This is a genomic window from Pelagicoccus enzymogenes, assembly GCF_014803405.1.
Lineage (GTDB): Bacteria > Verrucomicrobiota > Verrucomicrobiia > Opitutales > Opitutaceae > Pelagicoccus > Pelagicoccus enzymogenes.
Genome location: NZ_JACYFG010000051.1, coordinates 228,196 through 244,732, shown reverse-complemented (window position 1 = coordinate 244,732; position 16,537 = coordinate 228,196). Strand labels below are relative to the sequence as shown.

The window sequence follows — 16,537 nt, the reverse complement described above, 5'->3', positions numbered from 1 at the left end:
TTGCATTTGACAGTAATTTCGGCTCAAGCTACATCGGCTTTTTCGCTAAATTGAGATGGAGGAACCGATTCAGAGCGCCTTGACCAAAGAGACGACCTATTGCCCGTTCAAGGCTCCGTCGCGCTCCCTCGCCCCTTCGAGCGGTTCGCCCGTAGAGCTCAAGCGCTTCGAGCAACGGCCCGGCATGAGCTTCGTGCGGGCCACCGTCTCCGACGCGCTCGCCACCGCCATCGACTGGCCCGCCCGCTCCTTCCTGCAGATCGCCTTCGTGGCGCGAGGTTCGCTCCTTGTCCTCCAAGGAGGCGAGGACGAAAAGAGCTGCCAGGCAGGCGACTGGCTACTCATCAAGCCAGCGCAGGTCCCCTTGACGTTCCGCCCCCTCGAGCCCACTCAGCTGCTCTGGATCGGCTTCGACCAGCAAGCCAGCCAAGGGCTCACCGGCTTTTCCGACACGCTTTCACCCAAGCTGATAGACTCCAGCACCCCACACCTCAGCAACCACCCCAGCACCGGGCGACTCCTCTCCATCGCCCTGGAGCTCGCCGCCCTCGAAGGCGACAATACCCGCGAACGCCTCCTCATCGAGTCCAAGTCGCTGGAATGGCTAGCCCTCATTCTCGACCAACCTGTCTTCTCCCCTTGCCGGGCCATCGCTCCCTTGCGCGACGCCCGCGAGGCAAACGCCCTCGCCGCCGCCGCTCGCCTCATGGAGCAACGCTACTCCGAGGAACATTCCATCGCCAATCTCAGCCGCGCCGTGCACCTCAACGAGTTCAAGCTCAAGCGCGGCTTCAAGGAACACTACGGCACCACCATCTTCGGCTACCTTCGCAAAGTCCGCATGGAAAAAGCCCGCGAGATGCTGCGATCCCCCAACGCCTCCGTGATCGAAACCGCCAACGCCGTCGGCTACTCCAACCCCAGCCACTTTGCCCGCGCTTTCAAGCAAGCCTTCGGCATCAACCCCAGCGAAGCCATCGCTAGCTAATCCCATGACCCCGACTTTATTTGCCCAAAATCCCGCTCGGAGCTGCCCAAATCCCGCTCGGGGTGGCGAGACCCAAAAAAATCAGGCATACTGCACTCACATTTTTCGGAAACACTATGTCATTAGAGGGGACGGTTCGTTGGCGCGAACCGTCCATTCTAGCATCTGAGATGAAGCTAAAAATCAAGTCACTCTGCGGCCTCAAAAAAGCCGCCATCAAAGAACACTTCGAAGAAATCCAGCTTCTGGTCGCCCGTCCGCGCTACGTCTGCAGCAAGTGCGCCCGCGTCGCCGGATGCGGCAGCCACCTCTGCAAGGCCCGCAAGCTCAGCGCCTAGCCGCGCAAGATTCACTTCCGAGCACTCGACAAGCCGCCCGGCTCGTTGCACCCTGAGAACATGAATCTTTCCAAAGAACTTACCGACGCCCTCAACGAACAGATCGGCATGGAATTCCAGGCCTTCTATTCCTATCTTTCCATGGCCTCCTACTTCGAAGCCAACGCCTGGGACGGTTTCGCTAGCTGGATGTCCACCCAGAGCGACGAGGAGCGCGTGCACGCCATGAAGTTCTACGCTTACCTGCTCGACCGCGGAGCCACCGTCTCCTTGCCCGCCATCGAAGCGCCAAAGAAGGACTTCGACACTCCCCTCTCCGTTTTCGAGGCCAGCCTCGCCCAGGAGAAGAAAGTCACTGCCTCCATCAACAAGCTCTACAAGATCGCCCACAGCTGCGACGACTACGCCACCGTCTCCTTCCTGAAGTGGTTCATCGACGAACAGGTCGAAGAGGAAAAGAGCGTCGGCGACATGATCGACAAGCTGAAGCGAGCCGAGGGCAATACGGAGGCCATGTTCATGCTGGACCGCCTCGCCGGCGAACGCACCCCCGAAGCCGAATAAGCGCAGCGACCGAACTCAAAGCATTTAATTCAAAGCGCCGCCCGCCAGCGGCGCTTTTTCTTTACATCGGAGGCGGACCGCCCCCGGTCCACCACGACTGCCGCCGCCACCTGGCCTACGCCCGCCACCCATGCCGCCTCCCATAGGACGCCCGCCCGCCTCCTGCTTGTAAGCACCTGGCAAGGTCAAAAACGACACCTCTAGCTCCAAGGCTTCCACCTTGCTGGCAACGATCGAAAAAGCGTTCTTGCCTTTCCCTTTCGGAACTTCGATCGAGAGCGGGATTCCTCCCTCCCGCCTCCGGAAGTAAAGGGCCAACAACTGCTCCTTGCCCTCAAAACCACGCAATCGAGGCAACGCCTCAAACGGAATCTCCCCCAACTCATCCGTCCAAGCGAAAAGCAGCTTCTTGCCGGGTCCCCGCAATTCCTCCACCGCCAGCTCGAAGGCGAGCAAAGTCACCGGCTCCTCATCTCGCGAAAGCGCTTTGCCAAGATCCAAACCCTTCTCCCCCTTCTTCTTCATGCCCCCCGGCGGCGGACCTCCCGGCCCCATCCGTCGCATCCCGCCCAAGCGACGATAGCTCTCTCCGCCCTCGTTCACCAAATAGGCCTCGCCCGTCTCGAGATTTCCCATGCGCAACTCGTATAATTGAGGCCCGCTCCGCAGCTCCGACCGCCAAGACTGCCCCTTCAGCCAAATCGTGTAGGTCATATCCATGCCAGCACTGTTCACCGCATAATCGATACGGCCCACAAACGGCTCGTCCGCCCGCGCGAACAAAGCCCCAGACAAAAAAACGAAACAGAGAAAGACGAGAGGAGATTTCATCCCCCACCCGACCCGATTCAACTCAAGCCGTTGCAAGCAAAAGCCAACATTACAAAAATGTAATCCCTAGCCTCTCAGGATTCCTCCTCGACCTGCACGTAAAACGGACCGGACACCTGCTCGAGAACCGCGTAGTTGCGAATACGTTGGATCGTCGCTGCCGTGAGCCAATTCCCCGCTTCCACCAGGAGCACGCCGTTCACCGTGTAGATGTCCGAAAGCACCACATGCCCCGGCTTCAAACTGTCCAGCTCCAGCGAATGAACTGGCTTCTCCTTGGAGATCGAAGTCGAGAGATAGTCGGGATAATACTTGAAACAAAGCTCCAGAACCTGCGGGTCGTAATGCCCCGTCCGCGAACGCATCTTTTCATGTGCCGCGGCACCTGAAACGCCTTCCCGCTCCAGCTCCATCCGATCCTCGAATACCCGCAGCAAACGAGCCCCCAAAGGAATCGACTGCCCCGCGACCTCGTCTTTCGGAAAGCCTGTCCCGTCGAAGTTCTTCCGCTGGTACTTGATCATGTTGGCGATCTTCCCAAGCTTCGGCACTCCCGAAACCAAATCGTATCCAATAACTGGAACACCTCGAACCACACTAGACTCGTGTCCCGTCAGGCTCTCGCCCGACTCCAGTTTCGAAATTAGCTCTGAGGGCAAAGAAGTGTATCCAATCGAAGACAACAACGCCGCGACTTCGTACTGCCACGGACTCTTCATCTTCAAGACTTCCATAAACGGAATCAAACTCGCCTTCAGCCTCTGCCCCCGCCCCAAGGCAAACGGAGCCACCATCCCCAAAACGTCCGTCAACACCTTCACGCAGCCCGCCACCGTGCGCTGCAGGTCATTGTGCTCGAGCTTCATCAACTCGTAGTGATGCCCCGCATCGTTGATCGCACCGATCAAATCCTCAACCGAGCAAGGCTTGTTCAAGAACCGATACACGTGCCCACGGTTCACCGCCTCCGTCGCCGTCTCCTGGTCCGCATTGCCCGTCAACATGATGCGAGCCGAATCCGGCGACATCTCGATCGCCTTCTCCAAAAATTCGATACCGTTCATCCCCGGCATCTTCATGTCGGAAACGATCACCCCAAAGGGTCCTTCCTTCTCCAAAATCTTCAAGGCCGCCTTGGCCGAGTCAGCCATCGACAGATCAAATCGCTTGCGCAAGTTCCTGCGAAAGGCCGCCAGGACACTCGCGTTGTCGTCTACAAAAAGCACTTTCATAAAGCTACCTCTCCAAATAACAAATCAGACTGCGCTCGAATCCACGTCCTCGATCGGCAAGAACACCCGAAAGGTGGAACCTTTGCCCACTTCGCTTTCGCAATCGATCCTTCCCCCATGCGTATTCACTACGATATTACGTACCATCGCAAGCCCTTGCCCTGTCCCCTTGCCCACGTCCTTCGTAGTGAAAAACGGCTCAAAGATGCGTGACTTCACCTCTTCCGCCATCCCGATCCCCGTATCGCTCACTTCAATACAAACGCAGGTTCCCTCCACCCGCGTCTTTAGACCAATAGCGCCCACCCGCGAATCCGTCGCCGCGATAGCGTGGGCCGCGTTCACCAGCAAGTTCAACACCACTTGATTAACCTGGTCTACAATGCACGAAACCTCCGGCAAATCCGCATCCAACTGCAGATCGATCTCCGCCACTCCTTTCCACTCATTCCGCGAAACGTTCAAGGTGTTTTCGATCGCCCGATTCAAGTCCGACTTAGTCTTTTCCGGAGAGGACGGATACGAGAATTCCTTCATCGATCCAACAATTTTCGCGATCTGCCCCAGTCCAGCTAAGCTTTGCTCGATCGTTTGTGGAATTTCCTCCTTTAGGAATCCCATGTCGGCCAATTCCATTGCCTCCTCCAGAGCCACCCTCTCTGCATCCACCTCCTGGATACCCTTCACGCGATTCAGCAAACTATCTACACAACTGAACACGTTCCCGATGTCCGCAAATGCGTCGCCCAGAAACTTCACGTTATCGGCAACGAACTGCGTCGGGGTGTTAATCTCGTGGGCGACACCCGCCGCCAAAGACCCGATAGCCTCTAATCGCTGGGCCAGCTGTAATCGAAGTTCCAAGTCCTTTCGTACCTCCTCCTCGCACTTCTTGCGCGTGATGTCCCGCGAAATGCCAAAGGTCCCCACTAGATTTCCTTCCGCATCGTAAAACGGGAGCTTCGTGGTAGAAGCCCAAGTGACCGACTGGTCCCCCCAGACTTCCTTCTCCTCCTTGTCCAGTATCGGCTCACCCGTTTCGAGGATCCTCTGCTCGTCCTCGTAGGAAGCGGACGCATGGGCCACCCCAAAAAAATGGAAGTCAGTCTTGCCAATCACCTCGTGCGGATACTTCAGCCCGAAGCGCCGGATCAGGCTATCGCTCGCCCGCAGGAAGCGGCTCTCCTTGTCCTTGAAGTAAATGGCGTCCTTCGTGTGCCCCAGCAGAGCGAACAAGAGCTCTCTCTCCTTCCACCCTCTCATCGTCTTGAAAGTCGAATGCGTCAGCGGCTCTCCCTGCAGGAAAAGGTATCGCCCCTCCAGCCCGTCATCCGGCGAATTCCGCCAAAAAGTAACCTCCGCCGGAATGTCCCCGCCCCACAAATCCCGCAAGGTAAGCGTTCCGCTCCAAGCTCCCGAAACCTGCAGCATCGGAAAAACCTGCGAGTCGAAGATCCGCCGCGACTGTAAGGAAACCACATCCGACAAAACGAAATCCTCCGACAAGCTACCGCCCTCGAAAACCGGGCTCAAAATCTTCTGCCCGATCGCGTTCACGAAGGCGACCCTCAGGTCCGGATAAGAAAAAACTAGCCCCAAGGAACTGTCTCCTAATACGCCCCGCCCTTCCAAGAGCGAACTCATACACTGCACCAAGCGAGCATCCGCCGTACCGCACACACCCCCGTCGGGAGCTCCGTAATCCTTTCCGTTATCAATCATCTCTGGGGTAAAAAAACAGGGCATGCCTCCCGAATGGTCCCAACAAAGACCGCCCGAGCACATTCCACCATTCGACAAACGAAAGCCCGAAATCAAACCGCCACCACCCCTCAAGCAATCGATTAACAAGCTCTTATCGAATAAATCGCCCCGACTAAGGAACTCTCCCCAGCCCCAGATAGCCAAGCCGAGCAAGGCCAGAGCAAACCTTGCCAATCCGAACTCCCGCGCCATACCGTCTACCAAAGACTCGACCCAAGCCATGGCCAACCACGTCCCATCACTCACCCACACCCACACCTTCGGACAAGACAAGCAAAAGTCCGGCGAGAAACGCACCCTGGTCGTCATCGCCATCACCTTGGTGATGATGGTTGTCGAAATCACCGCCGGCACCGTTTTCGGCTCCATGGCCCTGCTCGCCGACGGCCTGCACATGGCCTCCCACAGCGCCGCCCTCGCCATCACTGCCTTCGCCTACATCTACGCTCGCAAGAACGCCGCCAATCCAAAGTTCAGCTTCGGCACCGGCAAAGTGAACTCCTTAGGCGGCTTCACCGGCGCCCTGCTGCTCGCAGGCTTCGCCCTCATGATGGCATGGGAGAGCGTCGACCGACTCCTCAACCCAGTAGAAATCCAATTCAACTGGGCCATCGGCGTCGCCATCATCGGTCTTGTCGTCAACGGAGCCAGCATGTTCATCCTCGGCGACCATCACCACCACCACGGGCATGGGCACGACCATCATCACCACGGGCACCATCACCACGACCACCATCACGAAGGCCACGAGCACGATCAAAACCTGCGCTCCGCTTACTTGCACGTCATGGCCGACGCCTTGACCTCCGTTACCGCCATATTCGCCCTCCTCGCAGCCAAATACTTCGGCTGGATATGGATGGACCCCGTCATGGGCATCATCGGCTCCGCTCTCGTTGCCAACTGGTCAATCGGGCTCATCCGCAGCTCCAGCCGTACCTTGCTTGACTACCAGGCCCCGCAAGAGGCGATCGACGCCGTGAGTCAAGCGATCGAAACCGAAACCGAAAAAGTAACCGACCTCCACCTGTGGTCCATCGGTCCAGGGATCTACAGCGCCATGCTCACCATCGTAGCCGAGCGCCCCGCCACGCCCAACATCTACAAAGCCCGCATTCCGCAAGACCTCGGCATCGTGCACGTAACCATCGAGGTCCACCCGAAAGACTAGCGCGCCAGTCCCCATTGCCCCAAAGCAAACCAGCCGGGGCGACCGCGCCAACTTTCACCCTTCACTTTTCAATCTTTCCGCCCCAGCCTCTGCGACTTTCGAAAACCGAACCCTTTTAGAAAGCCGTGGAAACTCCCGAAAACCCAAACACCAACGAATCTCCCAAGCACCCACTGGCAGCAGTGCAGGAGGCCATCGCCAAGGCCGACGCCATCGCCCAGCGCGACCGCAACGCCTACGCAGAAGCCGTCAAAGGTTTCGACCACGCCCTCGAGCTCCTCGCCGCCCCCGAGGTAGAGGAGTCCGACGCCAAACGCCACCTATCCGGATGGGCTGAGATGGGCAAAGCCAACGCCTACTCGAATTCCGACACCCAAGAAGGTATCGAGAAGGCCATCGCAGGCTACCAAGTCGCCCTCAAGCACTTCGAGTCCATCGAGGACCAAAAGGACTCCCACAAGGCCGACATCGCCGCCGTCTGGGGAAACATCGGGCACACCCAATCCCGCGTCCCCGCAAAGGAAACGCTCGAACAGGCAACCAACTGCTTTCGCCAATCCGCAGTCATCCTCGAGGAACTCCCCTGGAAGGAAACCCCACGCTACCGCCACCAGCTCGCCGCTACCTACCTCAACCTCGGCAACGTCTACGCCCGACAGAGCAATCCCCAAAAACCGGAGCAACGCACTGTAGACGCCTACGAAAAAGCCCTCGAGGTCATTGGCGACCTCCCCGTCGAAGAAGCTCCCATCGGGGCCCTCGTGGCCAGCGTGCGCGCCAGCCTCGGCCGCGCTCTCATGTGGAGCGCCGACGCTTCCAACCTCAAGCTCGCCATCGCCTCCTTCGACGAAACCATCAAAGTGCTCGCCGGCATCAAGGAAAAGAAAGACCCGCGCCTCGTCATCGAGATGGGATCCGCCCACGCCAACCGAGCCAACCTTTTCAGCAGGGCCCAACCGACGAACGAAACCGTTCAGGAAACCATCAAGTCCTCCGAGTTCGCCCTCAAGATCGCCGAACCAAACGAGAAGACCCATCTCGGCGCCGCGGAAATTTCCCTCAGCGCTCGCCGCTCCTATTGCCACGCCTTCGGCATGCTCATCGGCAACCAGCCGCCGGAAGCCCAAGCGGAGATCCACGACAAAGCCTCCGACCTCCTCGAAGACGGCCTCAAGCTCGTCGCATTCTGGGAAGAAAAAGGCGCCCAAGGCCTTCGCCAAGCCGCCCAACACCTCTTCCACCTCGGCTGCGCCTTCTACTGCACCCAACAACCTCACTTCTTGCCCGAGTTCATCAAAGAGAACCTCGACGCCGAAAATCCGGACCCCGTCATGCGCCAGTCCGCCGAGAAGACAGTGGCCGAAGCCATCGACCGTATCCAAAAATCCGATGCGAAAGACAGCGAGGTCGCAGACGCCCTGAGAAGCACTCTCGACTCCCTCAAGGCACAAGCCTCCTAAATCGATCCAAGGTGGGTCGGCCGCTCCGCGGGCGACAAGCAAGCCGCAGCCCCCAAAAGGCAGCGGCTTTTTAACAGCCTCCCCCCCTTCGGATTTGCCCGGCTCACGCCGCCTGCGGCCGAAACCCTTTCCATAGCAAAGCGAAGGCAGCTACAGCCAAACCAGCGCACATGAGATAGATCAGGCGTTGATCGACGCCGGCCACATGGCCAGAAATCGCCGTACCCACAAAACGACTACTGCCCACCACCAGCATCGTATAAACGCCTTGAATCGAATTCCGGTTCGATTCGTTCGCGAGCCCGTTCACAACGTTTGGCGGAATCACCATCATCGAGCAGATCATGGCCCCGTGAAAAACCTGGGCGCCAATCGCCACCCACAAAACCGGGAAAGCGTACATCAACGAAAAACGAACGACCGTGAACGCGACCCCTCCCAACATGACCGCTCGCAAGCCCCAACGTTTTTCCAGACGAGTGAGGGCCAGGATGCAAAACACTTCGATCAATGCGCCCGACAAAATGACGATGCCCAGCCAATGCCGGGCAAGCCCCAGGTCCTCCACTAAAAAAACGGGATACATCGTATGATAGCCCGCGGAAGCGCAGAGCAGCAAAAACATTGCGACCGTGAACGACGCGGAACGCTTGCTGAACAATGCCTTCAACGCCTCTCCCGTGGGAAGCCCCTTCGAACGCTTCGCCAATTCCCGTTTCCCCCGCTGAGGCAAAAACCACGTATTCACAAAAAGGATGCCAAAGCAAAAAACGCCCGCCCAAATCGGCAAGCTAACATCTCCCGTCATGCGGATCGGAAAAAACAGCAAGGCAAGTATCCCTACGTATCCATAAGTTCCCCACACCCGCACTTGACTGTATTCCAATGGCTTCTCACCCAGTTCCCTTTGCAGTTTCTGAATGCCGAAGGTCACTCCGTCGAGCAAGGGCATCATGGCCGTAACACAAAGAGTCATCGCAAAGTAACAAGCCGCCAGCATCCAATAGCTTGTCGACAACAGCATCGCGACCACCGTGCCCGCCGTCAAAAGGCTCAAGCCTGCTAGAAGCCGCCCCGGCGATACGCGAGTGTCCGCGATCAAGGTTACCAAAGCTGGACTCAACATAATCGCCCAGCCGGAAATCCCCAGAGCATAGCCAATCTGCTCCTCGTGCAACCCGCGCTCCTTGAACAGCAAAGCGATATACGGCTGAACCGCCGCAAAGGAGCCGAACAAAAGAAAAAACTGAGCGTTAAGAGAGCGCATCCGAACTGCTTAGAACTCCCATTCAGCTTTGATAGCAACCCCAGATGTCATCCCTTCTCTCACACAATAGAATCGCAACGCAGATTTCCGGAAGGCTGCCCTCTAAACAGTAACAGTACAGCAACGCGGCTTCGGTGGGACGGACGCTCCGCGGGCGTCATGTATCACTCCCACTTCTCGCCCCCCAAAAAACGGCGTGCTCCCCACTGGAAGCACGCCGCCAAATGTTTCCTGTCCTCAAGGCTCCTAGTGCGCGTGCTCGTGCACGTGAGACTCGAAGAAGAGCTTGGCCGCCTTCACGAATTCAGTCGGGTCTTCGGCAAACTCCTTGCTGTCCGTTTCGATCGCCATCACGCCTGACCAGCCATCCTCCAAGATCTCCTCGAAAAGCTCGTCGTAGTTGCTGTTGCCCAAGCCAATGAATGTATCGGTCAACTTCAGTTCTCCTTCTGGATAGTCCAAACGCTTGTCCTTCAAGTGCATGTCGTAGATCCTGTCCCCATAATTCCGATACGTCGCGGCCGCGTCGAAGCCTGCAGCCGTAACCCAGCCGATATCCATGCACACTCCTATCCGGTGATCCCGCTCCGCTAAAATATGCTTCACCGTGGAAGGGTTTCCATAGGTCGAACCACGGCCATGATTGTGTACCACGACCTTGATGTCGTACTCGATCGCCAATTCCTCAAGGTTTCCCCAGATCATCTGGTCGCCAGGTTCTACCACGATCAGCTCCATGCCGAAAAGCTTGGCCAACTCGAAAAGCTTGCGGTTGTCTTCCTTCTCCAAAGTCGTGCGGCTCACTCCAATGGTGTAAGCCTTCACGCCATGCTTGTTGAGGAATGCCAGCTTCTTGAGGTTCGCCTCCTCCGAATCGTTGGGATCCAAATGACGGCTGAAAAACTGTACGTACTCGATGCCGTTCGCTGCCGCGAACTCCACCGTTTCCTCGAAGCTCATGTTCCTGCAAGTCCAGGACTGCAATCCAAGCTTCGGCGCAGCCGACAGGCTGCCAACTAAAATCGAGAGTGACGCAAGCGCCAAGGGGAGTGACTTGATCGTGGGCATATGGGCTGAATACGATCCCATTTCTGCTGCCCGTTCAAGTCCGCACTTGGCTTACGCAGTTAAGCGGAACGCGGCGCCTTTGTCCCAAAACTGGGATCAGCGACGTGCCGTTTTCGGTACGCCTTCCCGGGCAAAACAAGGACGCGCTGCCAATCGAAAACATAAACAATTGAACTTCAGTAATTTACTCGTAAGCAAAATACAATTGGCGCGTGAAATGATAGCAGCTTCTATCACAGCAGCTCAGAGCCCCTTTATTTCAACCTTCCTCCTCGCCCCCATCCCCCGGTTATCCAAATGCCAAATACAGCGACTCAGCGAATCCTCATCGCGGACGACAACAAGGACGTGCTCCAGGCCATCCGCCTCGCCCTGAAATCCGAGGGCTATCAGGCCGACTGCGTGAGCAACCCCGCCGACGCCCTCAAGCGCATCGAGCAAAACGAATACGCCACCGCTCTCATCGACCTCAACTACCACCTGGATACCACCTCCGGCAAGGAAGGCATCGAACTCCTCGGCAAGATTCGCGAGAAAGAACCCGACCTGCCTGTCGTCGTGATGACCGCTTGGGCCAGTATCGACGTCGCTGTAGAGTGCATGAGAAACGGGGCCAACGACTTCCTACAAAAGCCTTGGGACGACGAGCGCCTGCTCGCCATCGTGCGCACGCAGCTACGCCTCAACCAAGCCCAGCTCCAATCCCAGAGGCTCAAAGAAGAAAACCGTACCCTCCGTCCCAACAAGGCTTCCGGCTTCATCGCCCAGTCACGGGCCATGCGCCCCGTTCTCGAACTCATCGAATCCGTGGCCGACTCCGACGCGTCCATTCTCATCACCGGCGAAAACGGCACCGGCAAAGGCGTCATTGCAAACCTAATACACCAGCAGTCCGGCAAAGCGGACCACCCCTTTATCTCAGTCAATATGGGAGGCATACCGGATGGAGTCTTCGAATCCGAACTTTTCGGGCATGTCAAAGGGGCCTTCACCGACGCTAAGGAGAACCGTATCGGCCGTTTCGAGCTCGCCGCCTCCGGGACCCTATTCCTAGACGAGGTCGCCAACATGCCCGTCGCCCAACAGCAAAAGCTGCTCCGCGCCCTAGAGACTCGAGAGTTCGAACGCGTAGGTTCATCCCGTACCCAGAAATTCGATGCGCGGCTCGTGGTCGCCACCAACGCCGACCTGCAAGCCGAAGTCGACGCCGGTCGCTTCCGCATGGACCTGCTCTACCGCCTCAACACCATTACCATCCACCTCCCGCCTCTGCGCGAACGCGTGGAAGACATCGAGCCCCTCGCCAACTCCTTCCTCAAGAAATACTCGAAGAAATACCGCAAGTCCGGCCTCGCGTTTTCCGCCACCGCCCTCGACACCATGAAAAGCTACGAGTGGCCCGGCAACATCCGCGAGCTCGACCACTGCCTCGAACGGGCCGTCCTCACCAGCCGCAAAGAGGAGATCGGCGTCCCCGAACTGGGACTGCGCGCCAATACCGCCAGTCCCGCCAGCAGCAACCTGGACGACATGAGTCTCGAGGAGGTCGAAGCCTACCTCATCCGCCGTACCCTTTCCCGCTGCGGCGGCAAAGCCAACGATGCAGCCAAAGAGCTCGGCCTCAGCCGTTCCGCCTTCTACCGTCGCATGCAACGCTACGGCTTATAGGCAAACCTGGAGCGACAGGTGAACGTGTCGCTCCGCTCGGCACCACCCCGTCCGCATCAACTCGAGCAAATCTTCCACCTTTCACCATCCCTTGACCCAACCTCCCCGCACCCCCTCCCGTTTCTCCTACGAGGCGACCATCGTCATCCGGGCCGCCCTCTGCGCCCTGCCCGCCACGGTCATCGCCGTGGCGCTGCTCATCCACTCCGACGCCAACTGGGAGCTTTGGGTCACTTGCCTCACCCTCATCCTCCTGCCCTTTCCCTTCATGGCATGGAGCCTGCAAAACTGGATCAGCAGCCCCCTCCGCGTCGCCGCCAACGTCATTAGCTCCATCCGAGAGGGCGACTTTACCCTTCGGTCCCGCCGCATCTCCGAGGCCTCCGGCACCATCGTCGAGCTGTATGAAGAAATCAACGCCATCGCCGCGCTCATGGAGAAGTCGCGACTCACCAGCATCGAAACCCAAAAAGTAATCGACAAGATTACCGCCAATATCGATGTCGCCACTCTCATCGTGCGCTCAGATCGGGTCGTATCACAGGCCAACGAAGCCGCCAGAAGGCTCATCTCCTCCATTAACCATTGGGATTCCATTCCCGAGCTTAAAACCGTCGACGAGCTCAACATCTCCTTCGTGCTCGACCAGTCCTCCCAGGATTTTTCACGCTTCTCCTTCGTCGACCAAAACCGTCGTTTCGAGGGCCGCCGTGGCATCTTCATCCTCGATGGAGAACGCTTCGACCTCATCCTCCTCACCGACATCACCCGAGCCGCCTCCGAGCAAGAGCGCGACTCCTGGAAACGCCTCCTGCGCGTGCTCGGTCACGAGCTCAACAACTCCATCGCCCCCATTTCGTCCCTCTCCTCCACCCTCTCCAAAATCACCAAGACCGCCGAGATCGACGAGGAAACCAAGACCGACCTGCTCGACGGACTCGAAACCATCACCAACCGTTCCCAAAACATCATCCGCTTCATGGGCGACTACACCCGGCTCGCCAAACTTCCGGAGCCCGAAACCGTTTCCGTCGCCCTCTCGCCTCTCTTCCAAAAAGCCTGCCAGCTCTTCGGCGAAACGGTCCATTTCGCTCCCTCGTCCTCCAACCCCACCGTATCCATCGATCCAGCGCAATTCGAGCAAGCCCTCATCAACCTGCTCAAGAACGCCACCGAAGCCTCCAGCGGCGCCCCCGGCAGCGTCACCTGCTCCATCGAAGCCATCGCCGGCATCTCCTTGCTGCGCATCGAAGATGACGGCCCCGGCATCTCCAATCCGGACAACCTCTTCGTCCCCTTCTACACCACCAAGGCACAAGGAAGCGGTATCGGCCTCGCCCTCAGCAAGCAAATCATCGAAGCCGTCGGAGGTACTCTCACCCTCGCAAACCGCCAAGACCGCTCCGGCTGTCGCGTGACCATCCAACTGGGAATCGCACCTCAAGCCAAGGCTCAGTAAGCCCTCACGCGGAGGCCCTGTTCCGACCAGCAGAAGCGCCCTCTCCACGGGCCTCCCATCCCACCAGCGTCCCAATTTTGGGATCCGCTGCATCCCAAACTTGAGAACATCGAACCGGGCTTGGTGACCTCGAAATTCCCCGATCTTTTATCAGTCTGACAAACAAAAGCTTACACCGCCCCAGCGACCACTGGCGCAATACCTGATAATCTCTTCCACTCTCGTCCTTCGTCCAATAATCCAACCAAGCTCCCATGCTTAACGACCTCCGCTTCTCCTTCCGACAAATCGTCCGCTCGCCCGGCTTCACCCTGCTCGCAGCCATCACCCTCGCCCTCGGCATCGGAGCCAATACCGCCATCTTCTCCCTCATCAACGCCCTCCTGCTCAAGCCCCTGCCCTACGAGCAATCCGACCAGATCGTACAACTCAATCTCGACACCGGCCAAGGCCCCAACGCGTTCGCCCCCATGAGCGGAGGCATCTTCCTCGATATCGAAAACGCCAGCGAGCAATTCGAAAGCCTCAGCGTCCTCCGCAACCTCAGCCTCAATCTCACCGGAATCGAAGAACCTGTTCGCCTCAATGGCTACGAAGTATCCGCCTCCTACCTACAAATATTCGGACTTTCCGTCGCCCTCGGCCAAGATATAACGCCCGAAAACGATAGCGCTGGAGGCAACAATCGCGTCGTGCTGCTTTCGGATTCAGCCTGGAAGACGCAATTCGGCGAGGACCCAACCATCGTCGGAAGCAACATCACTCTCGATTACCAGAGCTACACCATTTCCGGTATTCTGAAGCCGAATACGTTCATGACGACTGGCGTCGACTTCCTCGTGCCCGCCGCCATCGCGGCCAACGAATGGAAGCAGCTGCGAAAGTACGACTACGTTTGCTCCATCGTCGGCCGACTGAAAGAGGGAGCGACCCCCGCCACTGCGACCGCAGAGCTGCAAGCCATCAAAGCCAGCCTCAACGAGCAATACCCTGACATGATGAAGGAGTGGACCATCGCCGTGCGCACCCTGCAAGACGCCTACTTCGGTTCCTCCACCCCCTACATCGTCATCCTTCTCGTCGCAGTCGCCATGGTGCTCCTCGTGGCCTGCGCCAACGTAGCGAACCTCTTGCTCGCCCGCGCGACCGCCCGTCAAGGCGAGATCGCTGTGCGCACCTCCGTGGGAGCTTCCGGTTGGCAAATCGTGCGCCAGCTCCTCGTCGAGAGCACCATGCTTTCCCTCGTCGGAGCCGCCATAGGCCTGCTCATCGGCATCGTTTCCCTCAGACCACTCGCCAAGCTCGTCGGATTCGCAGAGCTGCCAAACATCGACCTGTCCATCGACCTGCGAGTGCTCCTCTTCACCCTAGCAATCAGCATCTTTACCGGCATCCTCTTCGGAATCTTTCCCGCGCTCAAAACCCTCAACACCGCCGCCGCCCTGCGGGACTCGACCCGTTCCGCAACCAGCGCCAAAGGCAACAAGCTACAGTCCACCCTCATCGTCGCCGAGATCGCCCTATCCGTGGTGCTACTCGTATCCATAGGACTACTACTGAAAAGCTCGCTCAAGGCGTTCGAAACCGACCCTGGCTTCAGCGACGAAAACGTACTCACATTCGAGATCGAACGCAGCGGCACTCGCTCTCCCACTCCCGAGGACAGAACCCGTTTCTCCAGCGCCGTCATCGAAAGAATCGGAGAGCTGCCCGGGGTCGAAAGCGTCGCGATGGTATCTTCCACCCCCATGAACGGCAACCAGTTCTTCGGCGCCCCTTTCTGGAGAGACGACCAACCTGACACGGCGAACTCCTACTTCACCGGTTTCGATTCCGTCAACGGAAACCTCTTCAAGACGCTGGGCATCCCGCTGCTACAAGGCCGTATCTTCGACGAACGCGACCAGCAACCGGATTCGCCCAAGGTCGTCGTCATCAATCAAAAGGTGGTGGAGGACAAGTTTCAGGACGGGCTCGACCCGCTCGGGCAAATGATTCACCACGACAACGAGATATGGCAGGTCGTAGGAGTCGTCGGAAACATCAGCCGATTCAGCCTCGACAGCGGCGAACAACCCATGGTCTACAAGCCGATGATTCAGTGGCCTTGGCATACGAGCTATGTAGTCAAAACGCAACTACCTCCCCTTCAGCTCACGGACCAGATAAAGGAAGCCGTCCTTGCCGTCGATTCCGAGCAACCGATCGACCGCGTAAGAACCCTGGAACAAGCAGTCAAACAGTCCCTGCAAGGCCGCACCATCATGGTCACCCTTATCGGCATCTTCGGAGGCATCGCCATCATCCTCGCCGCCACCGGCATCTATGGCCTAATGTCCTACCTCGTCGAGCAGAGGAACCGAGAGATCGGAATCCGCCTCGCGATCGGCGCCCTGCCCAACGAAATCGTGGGCATGATCTTCAAACGCGGGCTCAAGTTAACTGCGATTGGCTTAGTCATCGGCATCGTAGCCGTAATTGGAATCGGTCGCTACCTCGCTTTCATCCTGTATCAAGTGGAGCCCTACGACCCCATCGTCCTTGCAGTAGTCAGCTTGCTAACCCTGCTCATCACCCTCGCCGCCTGCTGGAGGCCCGCCACCACCGCCAGCAAGATCCTTCCTTCCGTCGCCCTTCGTTTAGAGTGACGGACCGATAGCGGCGAAGCCGAAAAAGGCTGCCTTCCGAAGAAGGCAGCCCGTCTGGAATATAAAACGAAGGGGAATT

General features: G+C 58.1%; 13 protein-coding genes. 8 read left to right on the top strand and 5 right to left on the bottom strand.

The window, feature by feature from the left end; genetic code table 11:
• Positions 1-55: 55 nt before the first annotated feature.
• From IEN85_RS19855 to IEN85_RS19845, 3 genes are all read left to right on the top strand, one after another.
• The gene (locus IEN85_RS19855; RefSeq protein ID WP_191618849.1) at positions 56-988 is read left to right on the top strand and encodes an AraC family transcriptional regulator; all 933 of its coding nucleotides are present in this window, start codon (positions 56-58) and stop codon (positions 986-988) included.
• Between the two features lie 170 nt (positions 989-1,158).
• Positions 1,159-1,326 carry a hypothetical protein gene (locus tag IEN85_RS19850; RefSeq protein ID WP_191618848.1) on the top strand — a complete coding sequence of 56 codons (168 nt, stop codon included), beginning with the start codon at positions 1,159-1,161 and terminating at the stop codon, positions 1,324-1,326.
• A gap of 60 nt (positions 1,327-1,386) precedes the next feature.
• Entirely contained in the window at positions 1,387-1,890 is a 504-nt protein-coding gene (locus tag IEN85_RS19845; RefSeq protein WP_191618847.1) for a ferritin, read from the top strand.
• A 24-nt stretch (positions 1,891-1,914) separates the two neighbouring features.
• Here the strand turns inward: IEN85_RS19845 and IEN85_RS19840 are convergent, their stop codons facing one another.
• The 3 genes from IEN85_RS19840 to IEN85_RS19830 all read right to left on the bottom strand — a co-directional run bounded on the left by IEN85_RS19840 (position 1,915) and on the right by IEN85_RS19830 (position 5,675).
• On the bottom strand, positions 1,915-2,721 hold the full coding sequence (locus tag IEN85_RS19840) for a hypothetical protein (RefSeq protein WP_191618846.1): 807 nt from the start codon (positions 2,719-2,721) through the stop codon (positions 1,915-1,917).
• A gap of 74 nt (positions 2,722-2,795) precedes the next feature.
• A complete protein-coding gene (locus IEN85_RS19835; protein WP_191618845.1) occupies positions 2,796-3,953 on the bottom strand; it encodes an HD domain-containing phosphohydrolase in 1,158 nt (385 codons plus the stop codon).
• A 24-nt stretch (positions 3,954-3,977) separates the two neighbouring features.
• Complete coding sequence (locus IEN85_RS19830; RefSeq protein ID WP_191618844.1) at positions 3,978-5,675, bottom strand: PAS domain-containing sensor histidine kinase; 1,698 nt, start codon at positions 5,673-5,675, stop codon at positions 3,978-3,980.
• Positions 5,676-5,937: 262 nt separating this feature from the next.
• Between IEN85_RS19830 and dmeF the strand changes: the two genes are divergently transcribed.
• Positions 5,938-6,888: a CDF family Co(II)/Ni(II) efflux transporter DmeF gene (dmeF, locus tag IEN85_RS19825; RefSeq protein WP_191618843.1), complete on the top strand. Its 951-nt coding sequence runs from the start codon at positions 5,938-5,940 to the stop codon at positions 6,886-6,888.
• 125 nt (positions 6,889-7,013) lie between these two features.
• Positions 7,014-8,348: a tetratricopeptide repeat protein gene (locus tag IEN85_RS19820; protein WP_191618842.1), complete on the top strand. Its 1,335-nt coding sequence runs from the start codon at positions 7,014-7,016 to the stop codon at positions 8,346-8,348.
• A gap of 103 nt (positions 8,349-8,451) precedes the next feature.
• Here the strand turns inward: IEN85_RS19820 and IEN85_RS19815 are convergent, their stop codons facing one another.
• The gene (locus IEN85_RS19815; protein ID WP_191618841.1) at positions 8,452-9,615 is read right to left on the bottom strand and encodes an MFS transporter; all 1,164 of its coding nucleotides are present in this window, start codon (positions 9,613-9,615) and stop codon (positions 8,452-8,454) included.
• Positions 9,616-9,861: 246 nt separating this feature from the next.
• On the bottom strand, positions 9,862-10,683 hold the full coding sequence (locus tag IEN85_RS19810) for a sugar phosphate isomerase/epimerase family protein (RefSeq protein WP_191618840.1): 822 nt from the start codon (positions 10,681-10,683) through the stop codon (positions 9,862-9,864).
• Positions 10,684-10,980: 297 nt separating this feature from the next.
• Here IEN85_RS19810 and IEN85_RS19805 point away from each other — a divergent pair, with 297 nt between their 5' ends.
• From IEN85_RS19805 to IEN85_RS19795, 3 genes are all read left to right on the top strand, one after another.
• A complete protein-coding gene (locus IEN85_RS19805) occupies positions 10,981-12,351 on the top strand; it encodes a sigma-54-dependent transcriptional regulator (protein ID WP_191618839.1) in 1,371 nt (456 codons plus the stop codon).
• 91 nt (positions 12,352-12,442) lie between these two features.
• The gene (locus tag IEN85_RS19800) at positions 12,443-13,810 is read left to right on the top strand and encodes a sensor histidine kinase (RefSeq protein WP_191618838.1); all 1,368 of its coding nucleotides are present in this window, start codon (positions 12,443-12,445) and stop codon (positions 13,808-13,810) included.
• A gap of 254 nt (positions 13,811-14,064) precedes the next feature.
• Positions 14,065-16,458, top strand: a complete 2,394-nt coding sequence (locus tag IEN85_RS19795) for an ABC transporter permease (protein ID WP_191618837.1) — start codon at positions 14,065-14,067, stop codon at positions 16,456-16,458.
• Positions 16,459-16,537 lie beyond the last annotated feature (79 nt).

What these genes read in the sequence shown, in the direction of transcription:
- IEN85_RS19855 (WP_191618849.1), top strand. Translation starts at nt 56, where the DNA reads ATGGAGGAACCGATTCAGAGCGCCTTGACCAAAGAGACGACCTATTGC.
- IEN85_RS19850 (WP_191618848.1), top strand. Translation starts at nt 1,159, where the DNA reads ATGAAGCTAAAAATCAAGTCACTCTGCGGCCTCAAAAAAGCCGCCATC.
- IEN85_RS19845 (WP_191618847.1), top strand. Translation starts at nt 1,387, where the DNA reads ATGAATCTTTCCAAAGAACTTACCGACGCCCTCAACGAACAGATCGGC.
- IEN85_RS19840 (WP_191618846.1), bottom strand. Translation starts at nt 2,721, where the DNA reads ATGAAATCTCCTCTCGTCTTTCTCTGTTTCGTTTTTTTGTCTGGGGCT.
- IEN85_RS19835 (WP_191618845.1), bottom strand. Translation starts at nt 3,953, where the DNA reads ATGAAAGTGCTTTTTGTAGACGACAACGCGAGTGTCCTGGCGGCCTTT.
- IEN85_RS19830 (WP_191618844.1), bottom strand. Translation starts at nt 5,675, where the DNA reads ATGATTGATAACGGAAAGGATTACGGAGCTCCCGACGGGGGTGTGTGC.
- dmeF (WP_191618843.1), top strand. Translation starts at nt 5,938, where the DNA reads ATGGCCAACCACGTCCCATCACTCACCCACACCCACACCTTCGGACAA.
- IEN85_RS19815 (WP_191618841.1), bottom strand. Translation starts at nt 9,615, where the DNA reads ATGCGCTCTCTTAACGCTCAGTTTTTTCTTTTGTTCGGCTCCTTTGCG.
- IEN85_RS19810 (WP_191618840.1), bottom strand. Translation starts at nt 10,683, where the DNA reads ATGCCCACGATCAAGTCACTCCCCTTGGCGCTTGCGTCACTCTCGATT.
- IEN85_RS19805 (WP_191618839.1), top strand. Translation starts at nt 10,981, where the DNA reads ATGCCAAATACAGCGACTCAGCGAATCCTCATCGCGGACGACAACAAG.
- IEN85_RS19795 (WP_191618837.1), top strand. Translation starts at nt 14,065, where the DNA reads ATGCTTAACGACCTCCGCTTCTCCTTCCGACAAATCGTCCGCTCGCCC.